At 67.4% G+C, this 23,714-nt stretch carries 23 protein-coding genes; 8 read left to right on the top strand and 15 right to left on the bottom strand.

The genetic code is table 11. From position 1 onward, the window contains the following. Nucleotide 1: 1 nt before the first annotated feature. Nucleotides 2–646: an HvfX family Cu-binding RiPP maturation protein gene (locus AC13GF_RS01770; RefSeq protein WP_483002954.1), complete on the bottom strand. Its 645-nt coding sequence runs from the start codon at nt 644–646 to the stop codon at nt 2–4. Between the two features lie 342 nt (nt 647–988). On the opposite strand from AC13GF_RS01770, the gene AC13GF_RS01765 reads away from it, so the two are divergent. The 6 genes from AC13GF_RS01765 to AC13GF_RS01740 all read left to right on the top strand — a co-directional run bounded on the left by AC13GF_RS01765 (nt 989) and on the right by AC13GF_RS01740 (nt 6,898). After that, nucleotides 989–1,783 (top strand): alpha/beta fold hydrolase, encoded by a 795-nt coding sequence (locus AC13GF_RS01765; protein WP_483002952.1) that lies wholly within the window; start codon nt 989–991, stop codon nt 1,781–1,783. A 3-nt stretch (nt 1,784–1,786) separates the two neighbouring features. Next, nucleotides 1,787–2,332 (top strand): redoxin family protein, encoded by a 546-nt coding sequence (locus tag AC13GF_RS01760; protein ID WP_329768986.1) that lies wholly within the window; start codon nt 1,787–1,789, stop codon nt 2,330–2,332. Nucleotides 2,333–2,390: 58 nt separating this feature from the next. Continuing rightward, nucleotides 2,391–3,131 carry a response regulator gene (locus AC13GF_RS01755; RefSeq protein ID WP_032960784.1) on the top strand — a complete coding sequence of 247 codons (741 nt, stop codon included), beginning with the start codon at nt 2,391–2,393 and terminating at the stop codon, nt 3,129–3,131. Then, nucleotides 3,128–4,441, top strand: a complete 1,314-nt coding sequence (locus tag AC13GF_RS01750; RefSeq protein WP_483002951.1) for a sensor histidine kinase — start codon at nt 3,128–3,130, stop codon at nt 4,439–4,441. Before AC13GF_RS01755 ends, AC13GF_RS01750 begins: the two co-directional genes overlap by 4 nt. Before the next feature lie 105 nt (nt 4,442–4,546). After that, nucleotides 4,547–5,560, top strand: coding sequence for a hypothetical protein (locus AC13GF_RS01745; protein ID WP_483002950.1), 1,014 nt, complete (start codon nt 4,547–4,549; stop codon nt 5,558–5,560). Between the two features lie 78 nt (nt 5,561–5,638). Continuing rightward, on the top strand, nt 5,639–6,898 hold the full coding sequence (locus AC13GF_RS01740) for an MFS transporter (protein WP_483002948.1): 1,260 nt from the start codon (nt 5,639–5,641) through the stop codon (nt 6,896–6,898). Between the two features lie 4 nt (nt 6,899–6,902). Here the strand turns inward: AC13GF_RS01740 and AC13GF_RS01735 are convergent, their stop codons facing one another. Continuing rightward, the gene (locus AC13GF_RS01735; RefSeq protein ID WP_483002947.1) at nt 6,903–7,850 is read right to left on the bottom strand and encodes a nucleoside hydrolase; all 948 of its coding nucleotides are present in this window, start codon (nt 7,848–7,850) and stop codon (nt 6,903–6,905) included. 151 nt (nt 7,851–8,001) lie between these two features. Between AC13GF_RS01735 and AC13GF_RS01730 the strand changes: the two genes are divergently transcribed. Next, on the top strand, nt 8,002–8,334 hold the full coding sequence (locus AC13GF_RS01730; RefSeq protein WP_483002946.1) for a hypothetical protein: 333 nt from the start codon (nt 8,002–8,004) through the stop codon (nt 8,332–8,334). Between the two features lie 71 nt (nt 8,335–8,405). Here the strand turns inward: AC13GF_RS01730 and AC13GF_RS01725 are convergent, their stop codons facing one another. From AC13GF_RS01725 to AC13GF_RS01665, 13 genes are all read right to left on the bottom strand, one after another. Continuing rightward, on the bottom strand, nt 8,406–9,125 hold the full coding sequence (locus tag AC13GF_RS01725) for a GntR family transcriptional regulator (protein WP_483002944.1): 720 nt from the start codon (nt 9,123–9,125) through the stop codon (nt 8,406–8,408). Nucleotides 9,126–9,181: 56 nt separating this feature from the next. Next, complete coding sequence (locus tag AC13GF_RS01720) at nt 9,182–10,549, bottom strand: SLC13 family permease (RefSeq protein ID WP_483002942.1); 1,368 nt, start codon at nt 10,547–10,549, stop codon at nt 9,182–9,184. Between the two features lie 104 nt (nt 10,550–10,653). Then, nucleotides 10,654–11,574 carry a malonate decarboxylase subunit epsilon gene (gene mdcH / locus AC13GF_RS01715; protein ID WP_483002940.1) on the bottom strand — a complete coding sequence of 307 codons (921 nt, stop codon included), beginning with the start codon at nt 11,572–11,574 and terminating at the stop codon, nt 10,654–10,656. Beyond that, nucleotides 11,571–12,428, bottom strand: a complete 858-nt coding sequence (mdcB, locus tag AC13GF_RS01710; protein ID WP_483002939.1) for a triphosphoribosyl-dephospho-CoA synthase MdcB — start codon at nt 12,426–12,428, stop codon at nt 11,571–11,573. Before mdcB ends, mdcH begins: the two co-directional genes overlap by 4 nt. Next, nucleotides 12,425–13,066 (bottom strand): malonate decarboxylase holo-[acyl-carrier-protein] synthase, encoded by a 642-nt coding sequence (gene mdcG, locus AC13GF_RS01705; RefSeq protein ID WP_483002937.1) that lies wholly within the window; start codon nt 13,064–13,066, stop codon nt 12,425–12,427. Before mdcG ends, mdcB begins: the two co-directional genes overlap by 4 nt. Next, the gene (mdcE, locus tag AC13GF_RS01700; protein WP_483003690.1) at nt 13,059–13,763 is read right to left on the bottom strand and encodes a biotin-independent malonate decarboxylase subunit gamma; all 705 of its coding nucleotides are present in this window, start codon (nt 13,761–13,763) and stop codon (nt 13,059–13,061) included. The genes mdcG and mdcE overlap by 8 nt, the downstream gene beginning before the upstream one ends. Nucleotides 13,764–13,765: 2 nt before the next feature. Next, a complete protein-coding gene (locus tag AC13GF_RS01695) occupies nt 13,766–14,674 on the bottom strand; it encodes a biotin-independent malonate decarboxylase subunit beta (RefSeq protein WP_483002936.1) in 909 nt (302 codons plus the stop codon). Continuing rightward, nucleotides 14,671–14,991, bottom strand: coding sequence for a malonate decarboxylase acyl carrier protein (gene mdcC / locus AC13GF_RS01690; RefSeq protein ID WP_483002934.1), 321 nt, complete (start codon nt 14,989–14,991; stop codon nt 14,671–14,673). The genes AC13GF_RS01695 and mdcC overlap by 4 nt, the downstream gene beginning before the upstream one ends. A 10-nt stretch (nt 14,992–15,001) precedes the next feature. Continuing rightward, nucleotides 15,002–16,645, bottom strand: a complete 1,644-nt coding sequence (gene mdcA, locus AC13GF_RS01685; RefSeq protein ID WP_483002933.1) for a malonate decarboxylase subunit alpha — start codon at nt 16,643–16,645, stop codon at nt 15,002–15,004. 190 nt (nt 16,646–16,835) lie between these two features. Beyond that, nucleotides 16,836–19,028, bottom strand: coding sequence for a TonB-dependent siderophore receptor (locus tag AC13GF_RS01680; protein ID WP_483002931.1), 2,193 nt, complete (start codon nt 19,026–19,028; stop codon nt 16,836–16,838). Nucleotides 19,029–19,349: 321 nt separating this feature from the next. Further along, nucleotides 19,350–21,044 (bottom strand): malate dehydrogenase (quinone), encoded by a 1,695-nt coding sequence (gene mqo, locus AC13GF_RS01675; RefSeq protein WP_483002929.1) that lies wholly within the window; start codon nt 21,042–21,044, stop codon nt 19,350–19,352. A 228-nt stretch (nt 21,045–21,272) separates the two neighbouring features. Further along, nucleotides 21,273–21,719, bottom strand: coding sequence for a GNAT family N-acetyltransferase (locus AC13GF_RS01670; RefSeq protein WP_483002928.1), 447 nt, complete (start codon nt 21,717–21,719; stop codon nt 21,273–21,275). A 169-nt stretch (nt 21,720–21,888) separates the two neighbouring features. Next, nucleotides 21,889–22,794, bottom strand: coding sequence for a LysR family transcriptional regulator ArgP (locus AC13GF_RS01665; RefSeq protein ID WP_006424060.1), 906 nt, complete (start codon nt 22,792–22,794; stop codon nt 21,889–21,891). A 138-nt stretch (nt 22,795–22,932) separates the two neighbouring features. On the opposite strand from AC13GF_RS01665, the gene AC13GF_RS01660 reads away from it, so the two are divergent. After that, nucleotides 22,933–23,568 (top strand): LysE/ArgO family amino acid transporter, encoded by a 636-nt coding sequence (locus tag AC13GF_RS01660; RefSeq protein ID WP_005408523.1) that lies wholly within the window; start codon nt 22,933–22,935, stop codon nt 23,566–23,568. Nucleotides 23,569–23,714 lie beyond the last annotated feature (146 nt).

Here is a 23,714-nt window from a genome sequence, read left to right as displayed (position 1 = left end):
CTCAGGCGGCGCGGCGGCGACGCAGCAGATAGCCCAGCAGCAGCACGCCACCGAGCAGGGCGCCACCGAAGCCGATGCCGGGCAACAGCGCGGCAACCGGCAGCAGCAGGGCGATCAGGCTGACGCCCCAGCCCAGACCGTCATTGCCGACGGGGGCATCCTGTGAGCCGGCTAGCAGCCGGTCCACGCTGAGCGCGCCACCGCCGTTGAGGATCAGTGGCAGCAGCATGGCCAGGAACAGCAGGGGCAGCTTGAAGTTGCCGTAGCCCTGGTCGGTGATCGCATAGCCCTGCCAGAGTTCACCCAGGCCGTTCCATTGGTCGGGCCAGTGCACGGCAGCGATGGCGACCACGGTCAACACCCAGAAGACGTAGGCCACTGAGCGCGTGGCCAGGCCGAGCAGCAGCATCACCGCACCCACCAGTTCCAGCCAGGTGGCAAGCTGCCAGTTCAACGACGCGGGCAGGGTGGAGAACGGGAACGGGAAGCGGCCTTCCAGGTCTGCGAACCAGTTCTGGCCGCCCAGCTTCTCGCGGCCGGATTCAAAGAACTCCCAGGCCAGCAGGGTGCGCAGCGCCAATGGCGAGAGCCAGCGGCCGACGGCGTCCAGGCGGGGGGTATACACGGAAGAGGCGGTGCTGATCATGGTGGTGTCCTGCGGGCCAGTGGTCGATGGAGGCCATTTCAGGCGGCGCAGGTATCGGCAACGTGTGCCGTTGCCCGGGGTTTTGTCAGCGACTGTGGCTGCGGCTGGGGTTTCGTACAGTCAGATACAAAGACGATGCGTTGACGCACATCGGGGCATTGCGCGCCCGCGTGCGGGGAGCGATATCCACCCGGTAGCGCCCAGCCAGGACCGGCGCCCGAATGTATCCCACTGTAGAAACCCGCCTGCGCCCTACAGTCCGGTACAACTCCGCGCCGTGGAGAAACAGTGGTGATACACCGGCAGGCGGAAATGGCCACTCCCAACACCGGAGTGCCACCCATGATCCGTACCTCGTTGCTTGCCGCTGCTCTCGCCCTTGCCGGCGCCGCCGCCCCCGCCTTCGCTAGCCAGGCCGATACCGCGGCACCGCCCACCGTCATCCTGGTGCACGGCGCCTTCGCCGATGGCTCCAGCTGGAGCAAGGTCATCAGTACCCTGCATGACTGGAAGCTGCCGGCGGTGGCCGTACAGAATCCGCTCACCTCGTTGGCCGACGATGTCGCCGCCACCCGCCGCGCGATTGCCGCCGCGCCCGGCAAGGTGGTGCTGGTCGGCCACAGCTGGGGTGGCACGGTCATCACCGAAGCGGGCAATGACCCGAAGGTGCAGGCACTGGTGTACGTGGCGGCCTTCGCACCGGATGCAGGGCAGTCTTCGGCGCAACAGGGCGAAGGTTTCCCGGTCGGTCCGGGCCTGGCCCGACTGCTGGAAAGGGATGGCTACCTGACGTTGCCGGCTGATGCCATCGCCCAGGACTTCGCGCCGGACGTGATGAAAAAATCGGCCGCACTGCTGTACAGCACGCAGGTCCCGTTGAAGGCCAGCGCGCTGGGCGAGGTGGTGAACGTTGCGGCGTGGCGCAGCAAGCCGAGCTGGTACGTGCTCAGCCGCGATGACCGCATGCTGTCGCCGCAGCTGCAGGCCGCGACCGCACGTCGCATCGGTGCACAGCTGCAATCGATCGGCAGCAGCCATGTGTCGCTGCTTTCGCATCCCGCGCAGGTGGCCGACAGCATCCTGGAAGCGGCAGGGGTGAAGCCGGCGGAACTGCCGCTGGCCGAGCAGGGGGGCTGAGCGATGGCCGCACTGCGAGGGTACGCATTGCCGCTGTTGCTGGGCCTGCTGGGCGGAGCGGCGTTGTTGCTGGCATGGCCCGGCGCAGATGCCGGCGCGCAGCCGCTCGATGCAGCACCGATGGCGGGATTCGACGGTGGCGGGCCCTGGCACAACAGCCCACCGCTCACACTGAAGCAGTTGCAGGGGCAGGTGGTGCTGGTCGAGTTCTGGACCTACACCTGCAGCAACTGCCTCAACGTGGCGCCCTATGTCCACCAGTGGCATGCGCGATACGCGTCGCAGGGTCTGAAGGTGATCGGCGTGCATACGCCGGAATTCGCCTATGAAGGGTTGCCCGGCAACGTGCGCAAGGCCATCGCGCGGTTGGATATCACCTGGCCGGTGGTGCAGGACAACCAGTACCGGATCTGGAACGCCTGGGGCAACCGCTTCTGGCCCGCGCTGTACCTGCTCGACCGGCAGGGGCGGGTGGTCTACCGCCATTACGGCGAGGGCGACTACGCACGTACCGAAAGCGAGATCCAGCGCCTGCTGGCCAGCCCCTGAGCCGCGCTACCATGGCCGCGCCGCGCGGCGCTGTCCCCCTGCCTTCATCGAGAACGCAATGAACCATGTACCGCACATCCTGGTCGTCGACGATGACAGCGAGATCCGCCAGATGCTGGCCGACTACCTGCAACGCAACGGCCTGCGCGTGAGCCAGGCCGACGGTGGCCGGGCCATGCGCGCGCTGATGGATACCCATGCCGTGGATCTGGTGGTGCTGGACGTGATGATGCCGGGCGAGGACGGTCTGAGCCTGTGCCGCAACCTGCGCGCCGGCAAGCATCGTGCGGTGCCGGTGGTGCTGCTGACCGCCCGCGACGACGAGACCGACCGCATCATCGGCCTGGAAATGGGCGCTGACGACTACGTGACCAAGCCCTTCTCTTCGCGCGAACTGCTGGCACGCATCAATGCGGTGATCCGCCGCACCCGGATGCTGCCGCCGAATCTGCAGGTGAGCGAAGCAGGTCGCCAGCTGGCCTTCGGCGAGTGGCGCCTGGACACCACCGCACGCCACCTGCTGGATGCGCAGGACACCGCGTATCCGCTCAGTGGCGCCGAGTTCCGCCTGTTGCGCGTGTTCCTTGATCACGCCAATCGGGTGCTCAGCCGCGACCAGCTGCTCAGCCTCACCCAGGGCCGCGATGCGGAACTGTTCGATCGCTCGATCGACCTGCTGGTCAGCCGCGTGCGGCAGCGCCTGGGCGACGATGCACGCGAGCCGACCTACATCAAGACCGTGCGCAGCGAAGGCTATGTGTTCAGCGTGCCGGTGCAGTTGCTGGGGCCGGACGAATGAACACCACCGCACGCCGTCCACGCTGGCCGCGCACGCTGTCGGCGCGGCTGCTGCTGGTGTTGCTGGGCGGACTGGCCCTGGCCCACGCACTGTCCTTCGGCCTGCTGTTCTTCGAACGCTACCAGTCCACCCGCAGCATGATGCTGCGCAACCTCGACGAGGATGTGGCGGTGAGTGTCGCGCTGCTGGAGCACCTGCCTGTGTCGCAGCGTGAGGCCTGGGTGCCGCGGCTGGAGCGGCGCACCTACCGTTACCTGCTGCGCCCGGCCGCGGCCGGGCCAGGGCTGCAGACAGATCGTGCACGCCAGGTCACGGCGATCATCGACGACAGCCTGCAGCACCGCTATCCGTTGCAGGCGCGCCAGGTGGCTCGCCTGCCGGAGCGGTTCGAGGTGGAACTGCGCCTGCACGACGGCACACCCTTGACCATTGAAGTCACTCCGTCGGGCCTGCCGCTGGCACGTTGGCTGCCCGCCGTGCTGCTGGTGCAGCTGGCGCTGCTGCTGGTGTGCGCGTGGTTGGCGGTGCGCCTGGCCATGCGCCCGCTGCAGCAGCTGTCGCATGCGGTGGAGCATCTGCAGCCGGGCAAGGACGGGCCTGCACTGCCTGAAGATGGCCCTGCGGAAGTGGGCGGCGCGGCGGCCGCACTCAATGCACTGCAGGCACGCATTCGTGGCCATGTCAGTGAGCGCCTGCAGATCCTGGCCGCGATCTCGCATGACCTGCAGACCCCCATCACGCGCATGAAGCTTCGGGTGGAGACCCTGCCTGAAGACAGCACCCAGCAGCGGCTGCTGGCCGACCTCGACCACCTGGGTCAACTGGTGCGTGAGGGCGTGGCCTATGCGCGCAGCAGCCACGTCGCCAGTGGCGCGCCGGTGTCGATGGACCTGGGCGCGTTCCTGGCCAGTGTGGTCGGCGATTACGAGGACATGGGCAAGCCGGTCAGTGGTGGTGCGCCCGCTGGACTGGTCGTGCAGACCTGGCCGCAGCCGCTGCGCCGGGTGGTCGGCAATCTGGTCGACAACGCGTTGCGCTACGCCGGTGCCGCCGAGATCGAGGCGGGCCGCGATGAGGCCGGAAGGGTGTGGATCGGAATTTCCGACCGTGGCCCCGGCATTCCCGAGGGCCAGCTGCAGGCAGTGCTGGCGCCGTTCCACCGGCTGGAAAGCTCGCGCAATCGCGATACCGGCGGGACCGGCCTGGGCCTGGCCATCGCGGTGCAGCTGGCGCAGTCGCTGGGCGGCTCGCTGCGGTTGCACAACCGCGAGGGTGGCGGCCTGCGGGCGGAGCTGCAGCTGCCGGGGTAATTGGCGCGGTCAGAGCATCCACGCACGGCGCGGATCTACGGCAATCCTGCACGGCCCCGGGATCGGCGATCATCTGCAGGGAGTGTCGAAACCAGGAAACACGCAATGCAGGGAACGCAGCATTCAATCCGGCATCCGCGCCACGTCGCGCTGCTGGTCGGTCTACTCGCGCTGGCGGCCTGCCAGCGCACACCGGACGCGTCGACCGTGGCACCCACAGCGGGCACACCGCTTGCCGCCCCGGCCACCGCAACGGACCTCTCTCCGCTACTCGATGCCTTGCCGACCTGCGCGCTGGACGGCTGGTACATCGATCAGCAGACCGGGCGCCCGGCCCATCCCTGGTTGGCGAAAAACGCACCGAAACCCTGCAAGGAAGACGGGGAGAACGAGATCGCCACGTTCTGCGTGCAGGGGCAATGGAAGGGGCTGCCCGTGGAGGAAGTGATCCTGCCGACGATGACGTTCGTTTCGTTCCGGGGGGCCAGGATCGGCCTGCCGCTGGAGAAGGCACGTCCCATCGTCCGCCAGCGTTTCGGCCAGGACTTCCCGGGTGGTGCGGCGTACGAGGAGGGCCGCGAGCCGAAGCTGCTGGCCGACCCGGAGGATGCGCAGCGTTCGTGGCTGCTGTGCAGCACGCCGGAACCGGGAGACGATGTGGGCAGCCAGGCAGGCGTCAGCTACTCGGGCATGAACCTGCCCTACGACCACGACGGTTGCAGCTACCGCTACAGCCCGGTCGACTTCTGCGATGCGCCGCACCGGGCCGCCATCGACGATGCGCTCCAGCACCAGGAGCCCAATTTCAACCAGCACTACCTGCTGGTACAGGTCGATGATCGTCCAGAGTACTTCCAGCGCACGCTGGTGCTGGTCGATACCCGCACGGGCAGGGCGACGCCACTGCCGTTCGATGCCTTCACCGGGCCGGCGGGGAAGGGCGGTGATGCAACCGGATACGGGACACTGGAAACGGGCGTGGACCAGCAGCAGTTCTGCCTCGATGGCGCGTTGCTGGTCTACCGCGTGTTCGAGGAGGGGCGCTTCTGCTTCGGCTTTGACGGCGAACGTTTCACCGGCCATGAAACCCAGTACATGCAGGCAGCGGACAGCCGATGACCGGTATTTCACCCCGTCCATGCCACGCTGCGCGAAACCTGTACATCCGGGATCGAGGCTGTTGAAGGCGAATACGCAATGACCGTGGCGCGGCAGCGCTCGATGTGGGTGGCGGGCCTGTCCACGGTGGTGGAGTGGTACGACTTCACCCTGTACCTGTACTTCGCCACGGTGTTGTCGCGGGTGTTCTTCGGCGGCGGCGAACAGGCGCTGCTGGTCACTCTGGCCGGCTTCGCGGTGTCCTACCTGATGCGTCCGCTGGGCGCGCTGTGCTTCGGTCACCTGGGCGACCGTCTGGGCCGGCGCTGGATGCTGCTGACTTCGATGGCGTTGATGGCAGCGGCGATGCTGGCCACTGCGCTGCTGCCGACAGCGGCCACGGCCGGTACGACGGCGGGCGTGCTGCTGCTGGTACTGCGCTGCGTGATGGCGTTTTCGGTGGGCGGCGAATACACCGGGGTGGTGGCGTACCTGCTGGAAAGCGCACCGGCGCGGCGGCGTGGCCTGGTGACCTCGCTGGCGTCGGCCGCCAGCGAAGTAGGCGCACTGCTGGCGGTGGCGATCTCTGCGGTGACCGTGGCGCTGCTCGCGCCCGCGCAGCTGGACAGCTGGGGCTGGCGCATCCCGTTCTTCTTTGGTGCCGCGCTGGCGCTGGTGATCCTGGTTGCGCGCTCGGGCATGCACGAGTCGCCGGAGTTCGAGCGCCAGCGCCGTGAGGGCAGCATTCCGGCCACGCCGCTTCGCCATGTCCTGCGCAACCATCCGCTGGCGGTGGCGCGCACGTTCGCGATTTCGGCGCTGGGGTCGATCACCTACTACGTGGGTATCACCTACGTGCCCGCATTCCTGCATGCGCGGGGCCACGATGAGGGCGATGCGCTGTGGCTGTCGACGATTGCGGCAGTGGCGGTCATCGCGATCACACCACTGTGCGGCGCATTGTCCGACCGCGTCGGACGACGGCCGGTGCTGTTGGGCCTGACCGTGCTGGCAGCGCTGCTGCCGCTGTCCTTGTTCGCGTGGATGGCGCAGGCGACAGCGCTGGGCATCGCGCTGGCTGCGGTGCTGCTGGCCTGCGTGGCCGGTGGCGTGAGCGCGGTGGCGGCGCCGGCCACCGCCGAGCAGTTCCCCGGCGAAGGCCGGGTCAGCGGGCTGGCACTGGGTGTGACCATGGCCACTGCAGTATTCGGCGGTGCAACGCCCTGGCTGGCGCAATGGTGGGTGGAACGCAGCGGCTGGGCAGCGGCACCGGGCGCGATGATCGCGCTGGTGGCAGTGCTGGTGTTGCCGGTGCTGTGGACCCTGCCCGAGACGGTCCCGGGCAGGGCCAAGCGCTAGCGGGTCAGACCTTCAGGGTCTGCTCGATGTCGGCCAGTACCGCGGCCGCATCCACGCCGATGGCAATCGACTGCACCACGTGGCCGTCCCACACGCTGGGGCCGAACGCCAGGCCTTCCGGCTTCGGAATGGTCATGCCGCGGGCAACGCCGTCGGTGGCCACGCGCACGCTGGCGCGCTCGAACTTGAACAGTTCCGGGCGGGTCAGCGCGATGCAGGCGCAGCAGTCATGCACGACCATGCCCTTGTGGCCGGCCTGCAGGTAGAAGTCCACGTAATCCTGCGACAGCGCACGCACCAGCTCGGCATCGGCACCGCCGATGGCGGCCAGCTTGTCCAGGCCGTCACGGTCCATTTCCACGCGGGTGGTCACGTCCAGGCCGATCGCGGTAACCGGCCAGTTGGCGGTGAACACCACGTCGGCCGCTTCGGCATCGCCCCAGATGTTGGCCTCGGCGGCCGGGGTGATGTTGCCGTTGACGTGGAAGGCGCCGCCCATGATCACCACGCCGCGCACCAGGCCGGCGATGTCCGGAGCCTGCTGCAGGGCAAGGGCCAGGTTGGTCATGCGGCCGACCGCGACCAGGGTCACCTCGCCCGGATGGGCGCGGACCAGGTCGATGATCAGCTGGTGGGCGGGGCGCGCGTCGGCGGCCACGTCCAGTTCGGCCGGCACCGGGTGATTGCCCAGGCCGTTGTGGCCATGGATGTGCACCGGCCAGGCTTCCGGGGTGGCTTCCGGCTGCAACGGGCCACCGGCACCGCGCGCGACCGGGGCGGCAAAGCCCCAGGCCTGCTTCAGGTACAGCGCATTGTGCGTGGTCGACTCCACCGAGGCATTGCCGAAGGTGGTGGTGACGCCGATCAGGTCGATCTGGGCGTGCTTGTGCAGGTACAGCAGGGCCAGGGCGTCGTCGACGCCCGGGTCGGTATCGAAAATGACTTTCAGCATGTTGTTGTTCTTCTTCTTCCGTGTGGTGCGGGGGGCGCCGGCGGCCCGGAAGCAGGCCGGCGCGCCCTACATTGTCCCATCTTCATGACAGGCAGGGCCATTGCCGGGGTGGCAGGCCATAATGCCCCCAGTCCAGGCACGGAGTCGCCGAATGCTGATCGTTGCCCTTCTGTTGGTCCTGCTGGTGCTGGGCCTGAACGTGGTGGCTACCGTGGTGATCGTCAGGCGTGATGGCCTGTCGGCGGGCGGCCGGACAGTGCAGTTGCTGCTGATCTGGCTGCTGCCGCTGGTCGGCGCGATCCTGTGCATGGCGGTGGCCACGGCCGATGGCTCGGGCAGCCGGGGGGACAACGGTCTCGGCGGCGCCTACGATTACTCGGGCGGATATTCCGGCGACAACTACAGCCAGCACAACCACAGCAGCTCCGACTGCAGCAGTGATGGTGGTGGGGGTGACGGCGGCAGCTGCGGCGGTGGCGATTGACGAGATGTTCCGGGATGCCGGCCAAGGTCACGTCCTGGTAGTGCCGGCCGCTGGCCGGCAACCTCATCCGCTCAACCGCCGCCTTCGGTCGGCAACGGTGCCGGCACGTTCAACAGCCCGCCCGCCGCCACATAGGCGGCCAATGCCTGGCCCTGGCTGAGCAGATGGCGTTCCATGGTGCGTTCGGCGGCCTGCGCATCGCGGCGGCGGAAGCATTCCATCAACTCGCGGTGTTCGGCCAGCGACTGCGCGGTGCGACCCGGGGTCAACAGCTGGCGGCCGCGATGCATCTTCAGGATGCGGTGCAGGTCGTGGGTGATGCGGATCAGCCACGGGTTGCCGGCGTAATGCTGCACGGTCTCGTGGATCAGGTAGTTGTTGCGGTAGTACTCGGCGATGTTGCCCTCGGCCGCCGCGGTTTCCATCGCTGCGTGCAGCTCTTCCAGGTGCTGCACACCGGCCTCGTCGATGTGCTTCACCGCCTCGTGCGCGCAGCGACCTTCCAGCATGGCCATTACCGGGAACAGCTGGTTGAGGTCTTCCAGTGTCAGCCGGGTGACCCGGCAGCCACGGCCGGCATCGATCTGCACCAGGCCTTCGGCTGCCAGCAGCTTCAACGCCTCGCGCAGCGGCGTACGGCTGATGCCCAGTTCCTCGCACAGCGCGGGCTCGTCGATCCACTCACCCGGCGGCAGGCGGTAGTCGTAGATGCGCTCGCGCACGTGTTCGGCCACCTCTTCGTACAGAGGTGCGCGCTTCTTCGGTGACCGCGGGGCTGGGGCAATGGCCATGGAGGAAGTGTACCGCCAGGTAGTGCCGGCCGCTGGCCGGCACTACCGTTGGGTGGTTACATCCAGCCCGGCACCACGAACACCAGCCAGGCCAACAACGGCCCCAGGGCCACCACCAGTCCGCTGTAGACCAGGAAGCGGCGGAACAGGGTCTCGCGTTCTTCCTTGGCGGCCGAGGCCACCACCAGTGCGCCATTGGTGGAGAACGGGCTGACATCGACGATGGTGGAAGACACCGCCAGCGCGCAGATCACGCCGGCGGCGCTGAGGTGACCCTGCATCAGGAAGGGTACCGCCAGCGGAATCGTGGCGCCCAGCACCGCGGCCGACGAGGCGAATGCGGAGACGATGCCGCCGACATAGCAGACCAGCAGCGCACCGAGCAGCGGGATACCGATGCTGGAGACGCCGTGGCCGATGAAGTCCACCGCGCCGGCATGTTCCAGTACGCCGATGTAGGTCACCACGCCGCAGATCAGCAGCACGGTGGACCAGCTGATGCCATCGACCGCGCCCTTCTGGCTTTGTGGCGACAGCAGTGCCAGCGCGACAGCCACGGTGATCGAGACCAGGCCGACGTTGAGGTTGTAGATCAGCGCGGCCACGCCCAGGCCGAGCAGGCCGATCAGGGTGAACAACCGCTCGCGGGTCAGGCTCACCGCATCCAGTGCCGCCGGATCATTGCTGAGCGTGCCACCGCCCGCCGCGACCAGCGCACCATGGCCTTCGATCGCGAACTGGCGCGACGACGCCTGCGGGCCACCGGCCATTGCCAGCTCCGCATTGCCGATCGTTCCGGTTGCGGTGATTGAGCCGCGGCGAAGCAGGGCGATGCCACCGAAGGCGAAGAAGCAGATCGTCGCCATCATGAAGTTGAAGCCCAGACTGGTCAGGAACACCGCCATTTCGGTTACTTCCAGCCCGGCCTTCTGCACCACGCCATTGGTGATGCTGCCGTACACGCTGATAGGCGAAAATCCGCCCGCCTGGGCGCCATGGATGACCAGCAGGCCCATCATCAGTGGATTGATGTTGTACTGCTTGGCAAAGCGCAGCGCGACCGGACCGATGATCGCAACCGCCGCCGGGCCCAGCGCACCGAACGCGGTGAGGACCGCGGTGATCACGAACATTACCCATGGAATGGCCACGATATGGCCACGCACCGCTTTCACTGCCCAATGCACCAGCAGGTCGATGGTGCCGTTCTTCTGCGCGATGGCGAACAGGTAGGTGATGCCGACCAGGGTCAGGAACAGATCGCCGGGAAAGCCGGCCAGGACCTCCTTGCCGCCCATGTCGACCCACAGCCCGCCGATGATGAAGGCCAGCGCGAAGGCGACGGCGCCCATGTTGATCGGCATCGCCGTGGCGACGATGAACATGATCACCAGACCGATGATCGTTGCGATTTGTGGACTCATGCGCCCTCCCAGACACGTGACTCACGTACAGCGCGGATGGAGACCCGCCATCCCGGGGTAAGGCGACGTACTGCGTGTTGCGTGATACGTACTGCTCGAACCCGTTACTGCAGCCGCTCCAGCGCGCTGCGGACCCATGCCGCCGCGCCTTCAAGGCTCTGGAACTCCTCCACCGCGCGCACCTCGCAGCACGGATAGGCCGGCGCCACCATGCGCGCCAGCGCATTGCCCGGGCCCAGCTGCAGGAACACCCGCGCGCCGCGCTCGAAGGCCTGGCGCATCACCTGCGCCCATTCGATGGTCTGCGCGAGCTGCGCCGACAGCGTGTGGACCGCCGTTGCGCGATCCCGCACCGGTCGCGCATCGATGCCGGCCAGCAGCGGCAGGCGTGGGGCCTGCAGTAGCGAGGCATCGAGTGCGGCAGCGAACGGTGCGACCGCCGCCGCCAGCAACGGTGTGTGTGCAGGCACGTGCACCGGCAGCAGACGGATGTCCGCACCCAGCGCCTGCGCTGCATCGGCCAGCCGCTGCAATGAGGCGTGCGTGCCACCCACGATGAAATGGTCCTGCCCGTTGGCGATGGCCACGTGCGCACCGTGCAGATCACAGAGCGGCTGCAGGACATGGCGTTCCAGGCCAAGCACCGCCTGCAGGCCTGCATCGGCGGGGCTGGCGCTGTCCATCAACTGCGCACGCTGCGCAGCCAGGGCCAGGCAGGTGGTGGCATCGAAGCTGCCGGCGATGGCATGCGCGGCCAACTCGCCGATGCTGTAGCCCGCGATCAGCGTTGGCGTTGGCAGGCTGTCGCGCAGCCCTTGCCACTGCGCCAGGCTGGCCGCGCACAGCAGCGGTTGCGCCAGCGCATTGTCGAAACGGTCTTCGGCCGCAGCGGCGGAAAATACATCGCGGCCGAGCACCGTGCCGGCCACATCAAGGGTGTGGCGTGCGGCCGGCAGATCGCGCACGCGGTCGAACATCGCCGCATGCTGCGCACCTTGGCCGGGGCAGAGCAGGGCCAGGCTCATGCGACCTCCTGCTGCAGCAGGAACCAGGCACAGGCCAGCAGGTCGGCACTGCCGCCGGGGCTCAGCCGGCGTGCGACGAATCCATCACCGATGCCGTGCAGGCGTGCCTGCCAGCCGGGCACGAAGGCGCCGCCGGCATCGAGGAAGCCTCGCGCCTGCCGTTGGGCCCAGCGCAGGCCGTCGGCGCCGCCACGGTGCAGCAGGTTGAGGTCATCCACGCACGCGATCAGCTGCATCAGGGTCTGGCACATCGCGGCCTCGCGTGGCAGGTCGCTGGCCAGTGCGTGGCGCAGGGCAGGCAGTGCCACCTCGCGCAGCAGCGGGTAGCCGGCGGCCGCTTGTTCGCGCACACCCTGCACGCCGTGCCGCGCGCGCGCGCGCTGGCCAGGGCTGTTCGCATCCAGAGGTGCGTCGGCGAGCTCGGCAGCCCAGCGGCGCACTTCCTGGCAGACCTGCTCGGCTGCGATGGCGCCGCCCGCGCGGCCCCGACAGGCAGCGGAAGCCGCCACCAGCAGGCCAAGGCTGAAGATCGCACCGCGATGGGTGTTGATGCCCGCAGTGGCGTGCAGCATCGATATCTCAGCGGCGATGCCATGCCGGCGCAACGTCTGGAACGGCGCCGCGCTGGCACCGGCGTCGGCCACGGCGATGAAGTAGTGGCGCAGCGCGAACAGGCTGCGCAGGAAGGTGCGGGCATCCATGTCGTGGTGGCTGCCGCTGTCGAAGGGGGTGACCAACCCTGGCTTGGGTGCAAGGGCCAGTTCGGCGTGCAGGCTGGCGATGGCGAGGCGCCCCAGACGCGCGCTGTCCACCGCCGATGTGGACCGTGAGACGCGCTGCACGGCAGCGTTCACGCGCTCACCCCGGTGGAGGCGAACAACGCATCACGCAGTTCCAGTGCGGCACCATCGAGGCGCTTGACCAGTACCTCGCGGCTGCGCCCGGCGTATTCGCGCCAGTTCACCGCGCCACCATCCACCAGGCACAGTTCGCCATCGACGCGATGCCCGTAGGCGCTTTCCCAGTGCTGCAGGCGCTCGACCAGCAGGTCGGCCTGCCGCGCGTCATCCACCTGCCACAGCAGGTCGATGTCCGAGCGTGCGTGCACATAGGGCAGGCCGCTGAGGTGCTGCCAGGCGAAAGCGCCGAACACGCGGGCCGGTGCAAGCCGCAGCATTGCCTGCAGTGCCGCCTGCCAATCAGCCGGAATGCCGCCGGCGAGAATCTCATCCAGAGCAGGGGGACGCTGCAGGTGCTGGATGTCCTGCAGGGCCACGCGCAGCGCCAGCCGTTGCTTGCCTTCGCCTGGCGGTAGCGGCACCCCCAGGCGCAGCCGCGGGTCGGGATCATCCGCCGCACTGCGTGCCACCATGGCCGGCAGGCCCTGTGTGAACCATGCTGCCAGGCGCGGTTCGTGTGCAGTTACGTCAGCCCGCCAGTCGGCATCGGCCGACAGCCAGGCCAGCGTGTGGCGGGCGGGCCGCTCAGGCATCGCCGTGGGCCACCGCAGTCGAAACCCCTGCCGCCAGGGCACGACCGCCGCGCTGTGCGCCGCGTGCGGCACGCAGGTCGCCTTCGGCGGGCGTGCGCAGGGCCTGCAGCAGGTGCTGGGAAAGATCGCCCTCCCACAACGAGTCCACCGCACCCATCGCCACGTAGTTGGCCACGCCAGGTGCGAATACCGGCGAGCTCTGGCTGAGCGCCTGCAGCTTCTCCAGCGGTTGCTTGGTCACCCGTGCCATCGCGCGCAGGTCCATCACCCGCACCTGTGCATCGGGCAGGGCGTGGATGTGGTCGGCCATCAGGCCGAATGAGAGGAAGCCGCCACTGACGGATTCGCCGTAGACCAGGGTGATCAGGCGCGCACCACGGCGGCGTGCCAGATCGAGCGTCTGCGCGAGATGCGCGAAGTAACCATTGATGCCAAGCAGTTCGTCGCGCCGCGCCAGGCGCTGGCCCGCGGTATCCACCAGCATCACGATCGGCCGCTGAGGATTCGCGCCGGTGCTGTCCAGTACCGTCCCGGCCAGTGCCAAGGCGTGGTCCACGCCGACTTCGAGTTTGTCGGCGGTGCCGATCACGGTCACCTCGCCATCCTCGGTGGCAGCGCTGCCGGTCAGCACCGAATCGTTCACCGCAATGGCATGCCCATGCGGGAACAGGGCATCGAGCAGGGTCTGCAGCGGCATGCTCATGGCAGGCTCCGGTCGGCGGTGGCGTTGAGGAACTCATCGGTGTCGAGCAGCGGTAGTCGCTCGGGGGTAGTGATGCCCTGACGGGCCCAGATCTCCAGGCCATCGCGGCAATCGCCCCAGGCCTGCACGCGCGCCTTCAGTGAGGCATGGCGTTCCTGCAGCGCGGCCAGTGCAGTATCCGGATCGGAGCTGCTGGTATCGGGCTTCAACGCGTTGCTGGCCGCCTGCGCGAAGGCCTCGATGGCATCGGGCACCAGCACCTGTGCCTGGTCGATCAGGTAGCGGTGCTTGCCTCCCGTTACGCGCCAGACCAGTGCGCGGTCGCGGGAATCGAACTCTTCCACGCCACGCACGGTTTCGATCACTTCCGGGCCGGACAGCGACAGCCGGCCTTCCTCGGACATGATGACCGTGCTGCAGCAGCGGGCGACGATGCCCATGCCGCCGAAGGCGCCGTTGCCGCTGCCGATCAGCGCGATCACCGGCACACCCGCTGCACGCGCGTCCAGGGTGGCACGCATGATTTCGGAAATGGCGATGAGCCCTGCATTGGCTTCGTGCAGGCGCACGCCGCCGGTATCCAGCAGCAGCAGCACGCCCTGCGGCTGCGTTTCGGCGGCGCGGCGCAGCAGCCCGGTCAGCTTGGCACCGTGCACCTCGCCCACGCCGCCGCCCATGAATTCACCCTGCTGCGCGGCCAGCAGCACGCGTCGGCCACGCAGCGTGGCTTCGCCGACAACGATGCCGTCGTCGAACGCCGCGGGCTGGTCGAGCTGTGCCAGGTGCGGGCTCATCATCCGCCGCGCCGGGCCGAGGAATTCCCTGAAGGAACCGGCGTCTACCAGGCCGGCGATACGCTCGCGGGCATCGGCTTCGTAGTAACTGTGGCGCTGCGTCCGGTTCATCGTGGATCTCCAGCAAGCAGGGTTTCCACGGCCTGGTCCAGGCGCAGGCTGACTACCGCCGGGGTCGCACCGGCATCGTTGATCGAGATGCGTACATCGCGCAGCGGATGACGCTGTGCGAAGTCGCTGATCACTGCTTGCCACACGCTGCCGAACCCCTGCGCGGCGGTGATGATGCGCACCGTCATCGCACCGTCCAGTGCGGCCGGCTCCAGCAGGATTTCCAGGTTGCCCGAGGCCAGCACGCCGACCAGCACCGCATCGCGCGGAAACTGCACCGCAGTGTGTCCTTCGAATCGATAGTCGAGGGTTTCCATGCTCAGCCCCTTACCAGTTGCGGAAGCGCTTGGGCGGGTCGTACAGGCCGCCGGACCAGCGCACCAGGTCCTTCACCGAACGCGCCGCCAGCAGGTCACGGCTGGCATCGCGCACGGAGATGCCAAGGTCATCGGGACGGCGGATCACGCCGCGGTCGCGCAGGTTTTCCACCATCGCGCGGTCGCGGCCCATGCCCACTGCGGTATAGCCGGCCACGCCACGGATCGCCTGTTCGCGCTCTTCAGGGGTGCGGCACAACAGCAGGTTGGCGATGCCTTCCTCGGTCAGCACATGGCTGACGTCGTCGCCGTAGATCATCACCGGCGGCAGGGGCATGTTCGCGCGTTCGGCCAGGTCCCAGGCATCGAGGCGATCGACGAAGGCCGGCGCCATGTGTTCGCGGAAGGTTTCCACCATCTGCACCACCAGCTTGCGCCCGCGTGGCATTTCGCCCGAGCGCGCAGCCTGTTGCCCGGCCTTGATCCAGGCCTCGCTGGCGTGGCGGCGGCCGCGTGCGTCCGAGCCCATGTTCGGTGCGCCACCAAAGCCGGCAATGCGGTCGCGGGTGGCGGTGGAGCTGTTGCCCTGCAGGTCGATCTGCAATGTGGAACCGATGAACATGTCGCAGGCATACAGGCCGGCGGTCTGCGAGAAGGCGCGGTTGGAACGCATCGAGCCATCGGCGCCGGTGAAGAACACATCGCCTCGCGCGGCGATGTACTTCTCCATGCCCAGTTCCGACCCGAACGAATGCACCGATCTGACGAAGCCCGATTCGATTGCCGGAATCAGTGCCGGGTGTGGGTTCAACGCCCAGTGCTGGCAGATTTTTCCCTTCAGGCCGAGCGATTCGGCGTAGGTGGGGAGCAGCAGTTCGATGGCCGCCGTATCGAAGCCGATGCCATGGTTGAGGCGGTTGACGCCGTACTCGGCGTAGATGCCCTTGATGGCCATCATCGCCATCAACACCTGGATCTCGGAGATCTGCGCCGGGTCACGGGTGAACAGCGGTTCGATATGGTTCGGCTTCGGCGCATGCACCACGAAGTTGACCCAGTCAGCGGGAATGTCGACGCGGGGGAGGGTGTCGACGATCTCGTTGACCTGGGCGATGACGATGCCGCCACCGAAGGCGGTGGCTTCGACGATCACCGGGGTGTCTTCGGTGTTCGGGCCGGTGTAGAGGTTGCCGTGGCGGTCGGCCGCCTGTGCGGCGACCAGGGCCACGCGCGGGGTCAGGTCGATGAAGTAGCGGCCGAACAGTTCCAGGTAGGTGTGGATGGCACCGATCTGGATGCGCCCTTCAGCCACCAGATTGGCCAGCCGTACGGACTGCGGGCCGGAGAAGGAGAAGTCGAGCTTCGAGGCGATGCCACGCTCGAAAACATCGAGGTGCGACGGCAGGGACAGGACCGACTGCACCATGTGCAGGTCGTGTACTCGGGCCGGGTCCAGGTCGGCCAGGGCCTGGGCGAGGAAATCGGCCTGCTTCTGGTTGTTGCCTTCCAGGCAGACCTTGTCGCCTGGCTCCAGCAGTGCATGCAGCAGCTCGCCCACGTCGCCGGCGGCGACCTCGCGTCCCCGGGCCCACGGCGCGGCGCGTTCCAGGCGGGCCTGGCGGCTGCGTTCCAACGTATCCCAGCTCGGGTTCATCGACCGGCTTCCGATTGGCGTTGACGTAATTACGGCATAATTACGAAGGGCGCCGCAACCTGCAGTGCAGCAAAAAGAAGGGCCCGCGCAGAGGCGGGCCCATTCAGGTAGGCCACGACCGTGGGTCGTGGCGGAGGGCGTGCCGACCAACGGTCGGCACCCACCAGGCACCCACCGGTTCGCGGGTTGCTCAGAACTTCCAGCGCAGGCTGGCCGACACGAAGCGCGGTTCGCCGTAGTTGTTGTAGTCCAGATTCGCCCAGTAGGTCTTGTCCAGGGCGTTGCGCACGCTCAGCGTCGCGGTCCAGTTGTCGCTGATGCGGTAGTTGGCGTTGAACTGCACCAGCATGTAGGCCGGCTGGTTCACCGTCACCGTGCCGCCCAGCGGATAGGCGATGTTGTAGCCCTGCACCTTGCTCTGCCACTGCACGCCACCGCCAACGCTCAGGCGTTCCAGCGCACCGCGCAGCTGCAGCTGGGTGTTGAGCTGCAACAGGTCCTTCGGCGGGTTGGCGTACAGCAGGTCGGTAGCCGCGCGGGTGACCTTGACGTGGGTGTAGCCGGCATTGACGGTCCAGCCCGGCAGGATCTCGCCGTTGACGTCCATCTCCCAGCCGCGCGCCTTGGTGCCGTTGACGCCGATGTAGGCGGAGGTGCCATCGCTCAGCGAACCTTCCGGCACGCCCATGTCACGCACGGCGTAGTTGTCCTGCTTGGCCTCGAACACGGCGGCATTGGCGGTCAGGCGGCCGTCCAGCCACTGGGTCTTGATGCCCGCTTCCAGGTTCGAACCCTGCACCGGTGCCAGCAGGTTCTCGTTGCGGTCCTTGAAGTTCTGCGGGTTGAAGATCTCGGTGTAGCTGGCATAGGCCGACACGTTCGGGGTGATGTCGTAGACCAGGCCCACGTAGGGAGTGACTTCATCGCTCACCTTGTACGCACCGCTGGTGCCGGTGTAGGCACCTGCGGCGTTGTACGAGCGGCTGAGGGTTTCCCAGCGGCTCAGGCGTGCGCCGGCAATCAGCGACAGCGGATCGGCCAGGCGCAGGCGGGTGGCCAGATAGACGCCACTCTGCGTGGTCTTGGCCACGCGGCGCGCGCCGGTGCGGCGGTAGGTCACCTCGGAGATGTCGCCGTTCCAGCTGCGGACATTGGGAATGTAGTAGCAGCGCTCGCTGCCGCAGCGCGCCCAGTCGTTCGGGAAGTTCAGCGCCAGGGTGTTGGTGGTGCCTTCCAGGTCCGACCACTGTGCACCGAGGGTCACGTCGTGGTCACGGCCGAACAGATCGAAACTACCGGTCAGGTAGGCATCGACGTTGCGCCGGGTGTCTTTCGAATCACCGGCGGCGGCACGCAGGTAGATGCCCGAGCCGGTCACCGGGTCCGGGTTGCCGGTGCCGTACAGGCGCACGTTCTGCACGTTGCCGCGGGTGTAGGCGGTATTGATCTTCAACAGCCAGTTGTCGCCGAAACGCTGTTCCAGGTTGGCGAAGGCGGTGTTGCTCTCGCGCTTCCAGTAGCTCCACTTCGGCGACAGGTTGGTCGAGCGCGGCAGGTGCGCGAAATTGCCCTGGTTGTCGAAGAACGGCACGGTGCCCCAGGTCGAGCCGGTGGGGTTGTTGTCCTGGCTCTGGTAGCCGAGGGTGATCGTGGTGCTGTCGGTGACGTCGCCTTCCAGCACCGCCATGCCGGCCATCTTGTTCTCGTCGTAACGGTCGTAATACAGGCCACGATCGGTGTAGGCGGCGACCACGCGGCTGCGGAAGCGGCCGTCGGCGGTCAGCGGCGCGGTCACGTCGGCTTCCATCCGGCGGTAATCCCAGCTGCCGGCGCTGACCGCGAACGAGGCATCGAATTCCTTGCCCGGGCGCTTGCGCAGCAGGTTGACCGTGGCCGAGGGCACGCCGGCGCCGCTGAGCAGGCCGTTGGCGCCGCGGATCACTTCGATGCGGTCGTAGAAGGCGGTGTCGTATTCCTGGTTGGTGGAGCCGCTGTAGGTGGGAATGCCATCGACCTGGAAGTCGGTGATGGCAAAGCCACGCGCGTAGTACAGCGGGCGCTGGGTGTCATAGAAGGACACGCTGACGCCGGTGACGTTGCGCATCACATCGTTGATGCTGAACAGTGATTCGTCCTGCAGGCGCTTGAGGCTGATCGCGGTGGCCGACTGCGGGGTTTCCTGCAGGGTGATCGGCAGGCGCGTGGTACTGGCCGGTGGCGCCGACTGCTCGGCACGCACGCTCACACGGTCCAGGGTTTTGGCGTCGGCAGCGCCATCGGCGGCGGCGAACGCGCTGGGCGCGGCCAGCAGGGTCAACGACGAAAGCAGGGCAGCCGGCAGCAGCGCACGGCGGGGCAGGCGGTTACGGAGGGGCAGGGACATGGTGGGCTCGAGGCTCGGAAGCGGGGAAGGGCGGCAACAGTCGTCCAGCACCCGGGGCGGCGGCTTCGGGCACAGCAGGTCCATCTGGGAGCGGCGCGGTCACTGCGCAGGACGCAAATGTAAATAATTCTTAACAACATTACAATTCGCGTCATTGTGCATCGGCTTTCCGGCACCGGGCATCGCTTTCTGTAGAGCCGAGCCATGCTCGGCTGTTTTTTCGGAGCCGAGCGTGGGCGCGGCTCTACAGCAGAGAGCAGCCCAAACGCGAACGGCCACCCGAAGGTGGCCGTCCGTCTGCATCGCAAGGAACGCGCAGGCTTAGAGCGCCTGTAGTTCCTCGTTGGCGTTGCGCTTTTCCTTGGCCGGCGCCGGAGCCGCTGCCGGCACCGCTGCCGGAGCCGCCGCATTGGCGTCCACCGGCACCTCCAGGTACGGCAGGCGCAGGGTCTGGCTGGTCAGCGAGCGGATCTCGTTGACCAGCGCTGCACTGTCGTTGAGCTTGCGCCCGTACGACGGGACGATCTCGCGCAGGCGGGTTTCCCAGCCGGCCTTCATCTGGTCCGGGAAGGCCTTGGCCATCAGGTCCAGCATGATCGGCGGCGAGGTCGACGCACCCGGCGAGGCGCCGAGCAGGGCGGCGATGGTGTGGTCCTTGTCGGTCACGATCTCGGTACCGAACTGCAGCACCGGGCCCTTCAGCGGATCACGCTTGATGATCTGCACGCGCTGGCCGGCGGTGACCAGCTTCCAGTCACCCGGCTTGGCATTGGGGAAGTACTTGACCAGCTCTGCCTGGCGGTCGGCATCGTTCAGGCGCGCTTGGCCCATCAGGTACTGCACCAGGTCCAGGTTGTCCTTGCCCACTTCCAGCATCGGGCCGACGTTGTTGTGGTTCACCGACGAGTACAGGTCCCACCACGAGCCGTGCTTGAGGAACTTGGTGCTGTACAGCGCGAACGGCCCGAACAGGACCACCGGCTTGCCGTCCAGCTTGCGCGCATCCAGGTGCGGCACCGACATCGGCGGCGACCCGGTCTCGGCCATGCCGTAGGCCTTCACGCCGTGGCGCGAGGTCACGTCCTGGCCCTGGAAGGCGAGGAACTGGCCACCGACCGGGAAGCCGGCGTAGTCCTTCGATTCCGGAATGCCGGACATCTGCAGCAGCTTCAGCGCGGCGCCACCGGCACCGATGAACACGAAGCGGGCGTGGGTGGTGGACTCGGTGCCGGCCTTGAGGTCCTTCACCGTCACGTTCCAGCTCTTGTCGGCGTTCTGCCGCAGCGCGCTCACTTCGTGGTTGAGGTGCAGGCTGAAGTTCGGGCTGCGCTGCAGGCCGGTGGTCAGCTGGCGGGTGATCACACCGAAGTTGACGTCGGTCCCCAGCGGCATCCAGGTCGCGGCGACCTTCTGCTTCGGGTCACGGCCTTCCATCAGCAGCGGTGCCCACTGCTTGATCTGTGCCGGATCCTCGGAGTACTGCATGCCGTAGAACAGCGGATTCTTCACCAGGGCCTGCTGGCGCTTGTGCAGGTAGGCGATGTTGTCATCGCCCCAGACGAAGCTCATGTGCGGGGTCGGGTTGATGAAGTCGCTGGGCTGGCTCAGCCGGCCTTCCTTCACCTGGTGCGACCAGAACTGGCGCGAGACCTCGAACGATTCGGCGATGCCGACCGCGCGCTTGGTCTCGATGCTGCCGTCGGGCAGTTCCGGGGTGTAGTTCAGTTCGGCGAACGCCGAGTGGCCGGTGCCGGCGTTGTTCCAGCCGTCGGAGCTTTCACCGGCGACGCCGTCGAGGCGTTCGTAGACCTGGATGTTCCAGTCCGGCTGCAGTTCCTGCAGGTAGGTGGCCAGGGTGATGCTCATGATGCCGGCGCCGACCAGCACCACATCGACGGGCTTGTCGTTGCTGGCGGCGGGCACCGAGCGCTGGGTCAGCGGCCAGTACAGGAACAGCGCGGCGGCCAGCAACAGCAGCACGAGCAGGGCGAGCAGGGCCTTGCCAAATTTCTTCATGGGGGCGGGATCGTTGGCGGAGGGGAAGGGGTCAGGATGCGCGTGGGGCAGGGAAAGGGCGTGAAGAAACAACGCCTTGCGCCATCCAACCGCGATTCTAACCGGATCCGGTCTGTTTTTGATGCAACGCAGCATCCGACGTTTCGCGGCCCCGTCACGTGGCTGGCGGGCTCGACCTGGCGACCGCAGCCCCAGTAGCGCCAGGCCATGCCTGGCGACGCCTTCCAATCAGACCAGCTCCAGAATCTCGTCGCCGGCCTCATCAATCTCGCCGGTCGGGCGCCAGCCCAGGCGGCGGTAGAAGCCATGCGAGCGCGAACGCGGGTCGGCCGAGCAGGCCAGGAACAGCCGGGTGTGGCCGGCATCGCGGGTCAGGCTGACCACTTCCTGCAGCAGTTGGCGGCCGATGCCGCGGCCCTCGTAGTCCGGCAGCAGGGCCAGCACCAGCACCTCGCCGCTGTCGCGGTCGGCGAAGCAGTAGCCGGCCATGCGCTGGCCCTCCCAGGCGACGCGGCCGATGAAATCTCTGGTGGAAATGCCTTCGCCCCAGCTGTCCGCGGTGATGCCCAGTTCCGCCAGCTTCGCGGCACTGAAGGCGTTCTCGCGGGTGCGCCCGCGCAGGTCGATGCAGGCGGCGGCATCTTCGGGGCGCGCATCGCGCACGGCTATCGGCATACCGGACATCCTTGTAGTGATTGGCCCGCCAGTATCCGCATCACGCATGGACCCGGTGTGGAGGTTGCGTGGAGATCCGATGGAGCAAAAAGGGGACGGAGGGGATTAAGTCGTCTTTGCCTGATATGTCGTTTGGGTCTTAAACGACTTAATCCCCTCCGTCCCCTTTTCAGCGCTTGCGCCGGATCAGCGCGGAGGAAGCATCCAGCACGGCGCGGGTCAGCAGGGCCATGGTCTGCACGTCGCCTTTCCAGTGCTGCCAGTACAGCGGCACGTCTTCCCACGCGCGCTGCCGTACGTAGACCAGTCGCCCGGCGTCCAGGTGCCGCTTGACCAGCGGCAGCGGGTTCATGGTCCAGCCCATGCCACCGAGGTTGGCTTGCACGAAGGCGCGGGTGGAGGGAATCCACCAGGTCGGCGCGGTGCTGGGCAGGTCGTCGCCGGCCATGCGCCGGGCAAAGCGCGACTGCATTTCGTCCTTGCGGTTGAACACCAGCACCGGGGCCTGCGCCAGCGCCTGCGCGGTCACGCCCTTGGCGAAATGACGCTCGCGGAACTCGGGGGTACAGGTGGCGGCGTAGCGGATGCTGCCCAGCGCATGGATCTGGCAACCCTGCACCGGCTCGTCCAGCGTGGTCACCGCGCCCAGCACGGTGCCTTGGCGCAGCAGTTCGACGGTGTGGTCCTGGTCTTCCACGCGCAGGTCCAGGGTGGTGCCGGTGCTCTGTGCGAACTGCGAGGCGGCCTGCGGGAACCAGGTTTCCAGGCTGTCGTGGTTCACCGCCACCGGGATGCTGGCCTGTGGCAGGTCTTCGTCGGCCAGGCCCATCCGGTGCAGGGCATCGTGTTCGAGCAGGGCGGTCTGCTCGGCCAGCTGCACCAGCACCTGGCCCTCGGCGGTGGCGGTGGCCGGGGTGCCGCGCTTGACCAGCAGGCGCCCGACCCTGTCCTCCAGTGCCTTGACCCGCTGCGAGATGGCCGAGGGCGTGACATTCAGCGACTGCGCGGCGCGGTCGAAGCTGCCTTCGCGGATCACTGCGGCCAGGGCGCGCAGCTGGGCATGGTCGATACGCATCGAATTAAGCTCCGCTAATGTTGGTTTAGGAAGTTTAGCTCGTCTTTTTCATGTTGCGGCGCGACAATGGCGCCCGTTCCGGTGCTGTCCGCCTTCGCGAGGCACCGTCCCCCCAAGCAAGTAAAGGCAGTGAATCCCATGTTCTCGGTCATCTCCGCCAGCACCGGCCTCGGTGCCTGGTTCTCTGGTGCAGCCACCGGCATCGGCCTGTTCGCCGTGGTCGGGGCCCAGAGCGCCTTCATTCTGCGCCAGGGCATCCTGCGCAAGCACATCGTGCCGGTGGTCGCCACCTGTGCGGCCATCGATGCGATCTTCATCTTTGCCAGTGTGGCCGGCCTGCGCACGCTCACCTCGGCGCTGCCGTGGCTGACCACTGCCGTGCTGTGGACGGGCGTGGCGTTCCTTGCCTGGTACGCAATGAAGTCGGCACGCCGTGCGATCGCCGGTGGCGGCGGCATGGGCGAGGCTGACAGCGACGACGGCAGCCGCCGCGCGGTGCTGATGGCTGCGGTCGGTTTCTCGCTGATCAACCCGCACTTCTGGCTGGACATGATGGTGATCGGCTCGATCGCCGAGAACTTCGGCAACGCCCGCATGGCCTTCGCCGCTGGCGTGGTGACCGCCAGCTGCCTGTGGCTGACCGCGCAGGGCCTGGGTGCACGCCTGCTGGCGCCGCTGTTCACCAAGCCCAGTACCTGGCGCGTGCTCGACGGCACCATCGCCGTGATCCTCAGCATCCTGGCCCTCACGTTGGCGGTGCGCGGGGTCCACTGACCCGGCGCACGCCCCCCGAACCCACGTCCTGACTCTCTCTCCAAGGTAGTGGTAACGACGGCACCGGCAACGGTGCCGTCGTTTTTTCTGCCGATGTGGCGCGGCAAACGGTCACATGCCTAGAATCGTGCATCCGGACAGGGTGT

The sequence above is a fragment of the Stenotrophomonas sp. 22LJNL06-5-1 genome, assembly GCF_056861455.1.
The sequence above is the reverse complement of the archived record's forward strand: the minus strand, read 5'-3'. Positions and strand labels throughout refer to the sequence as shown.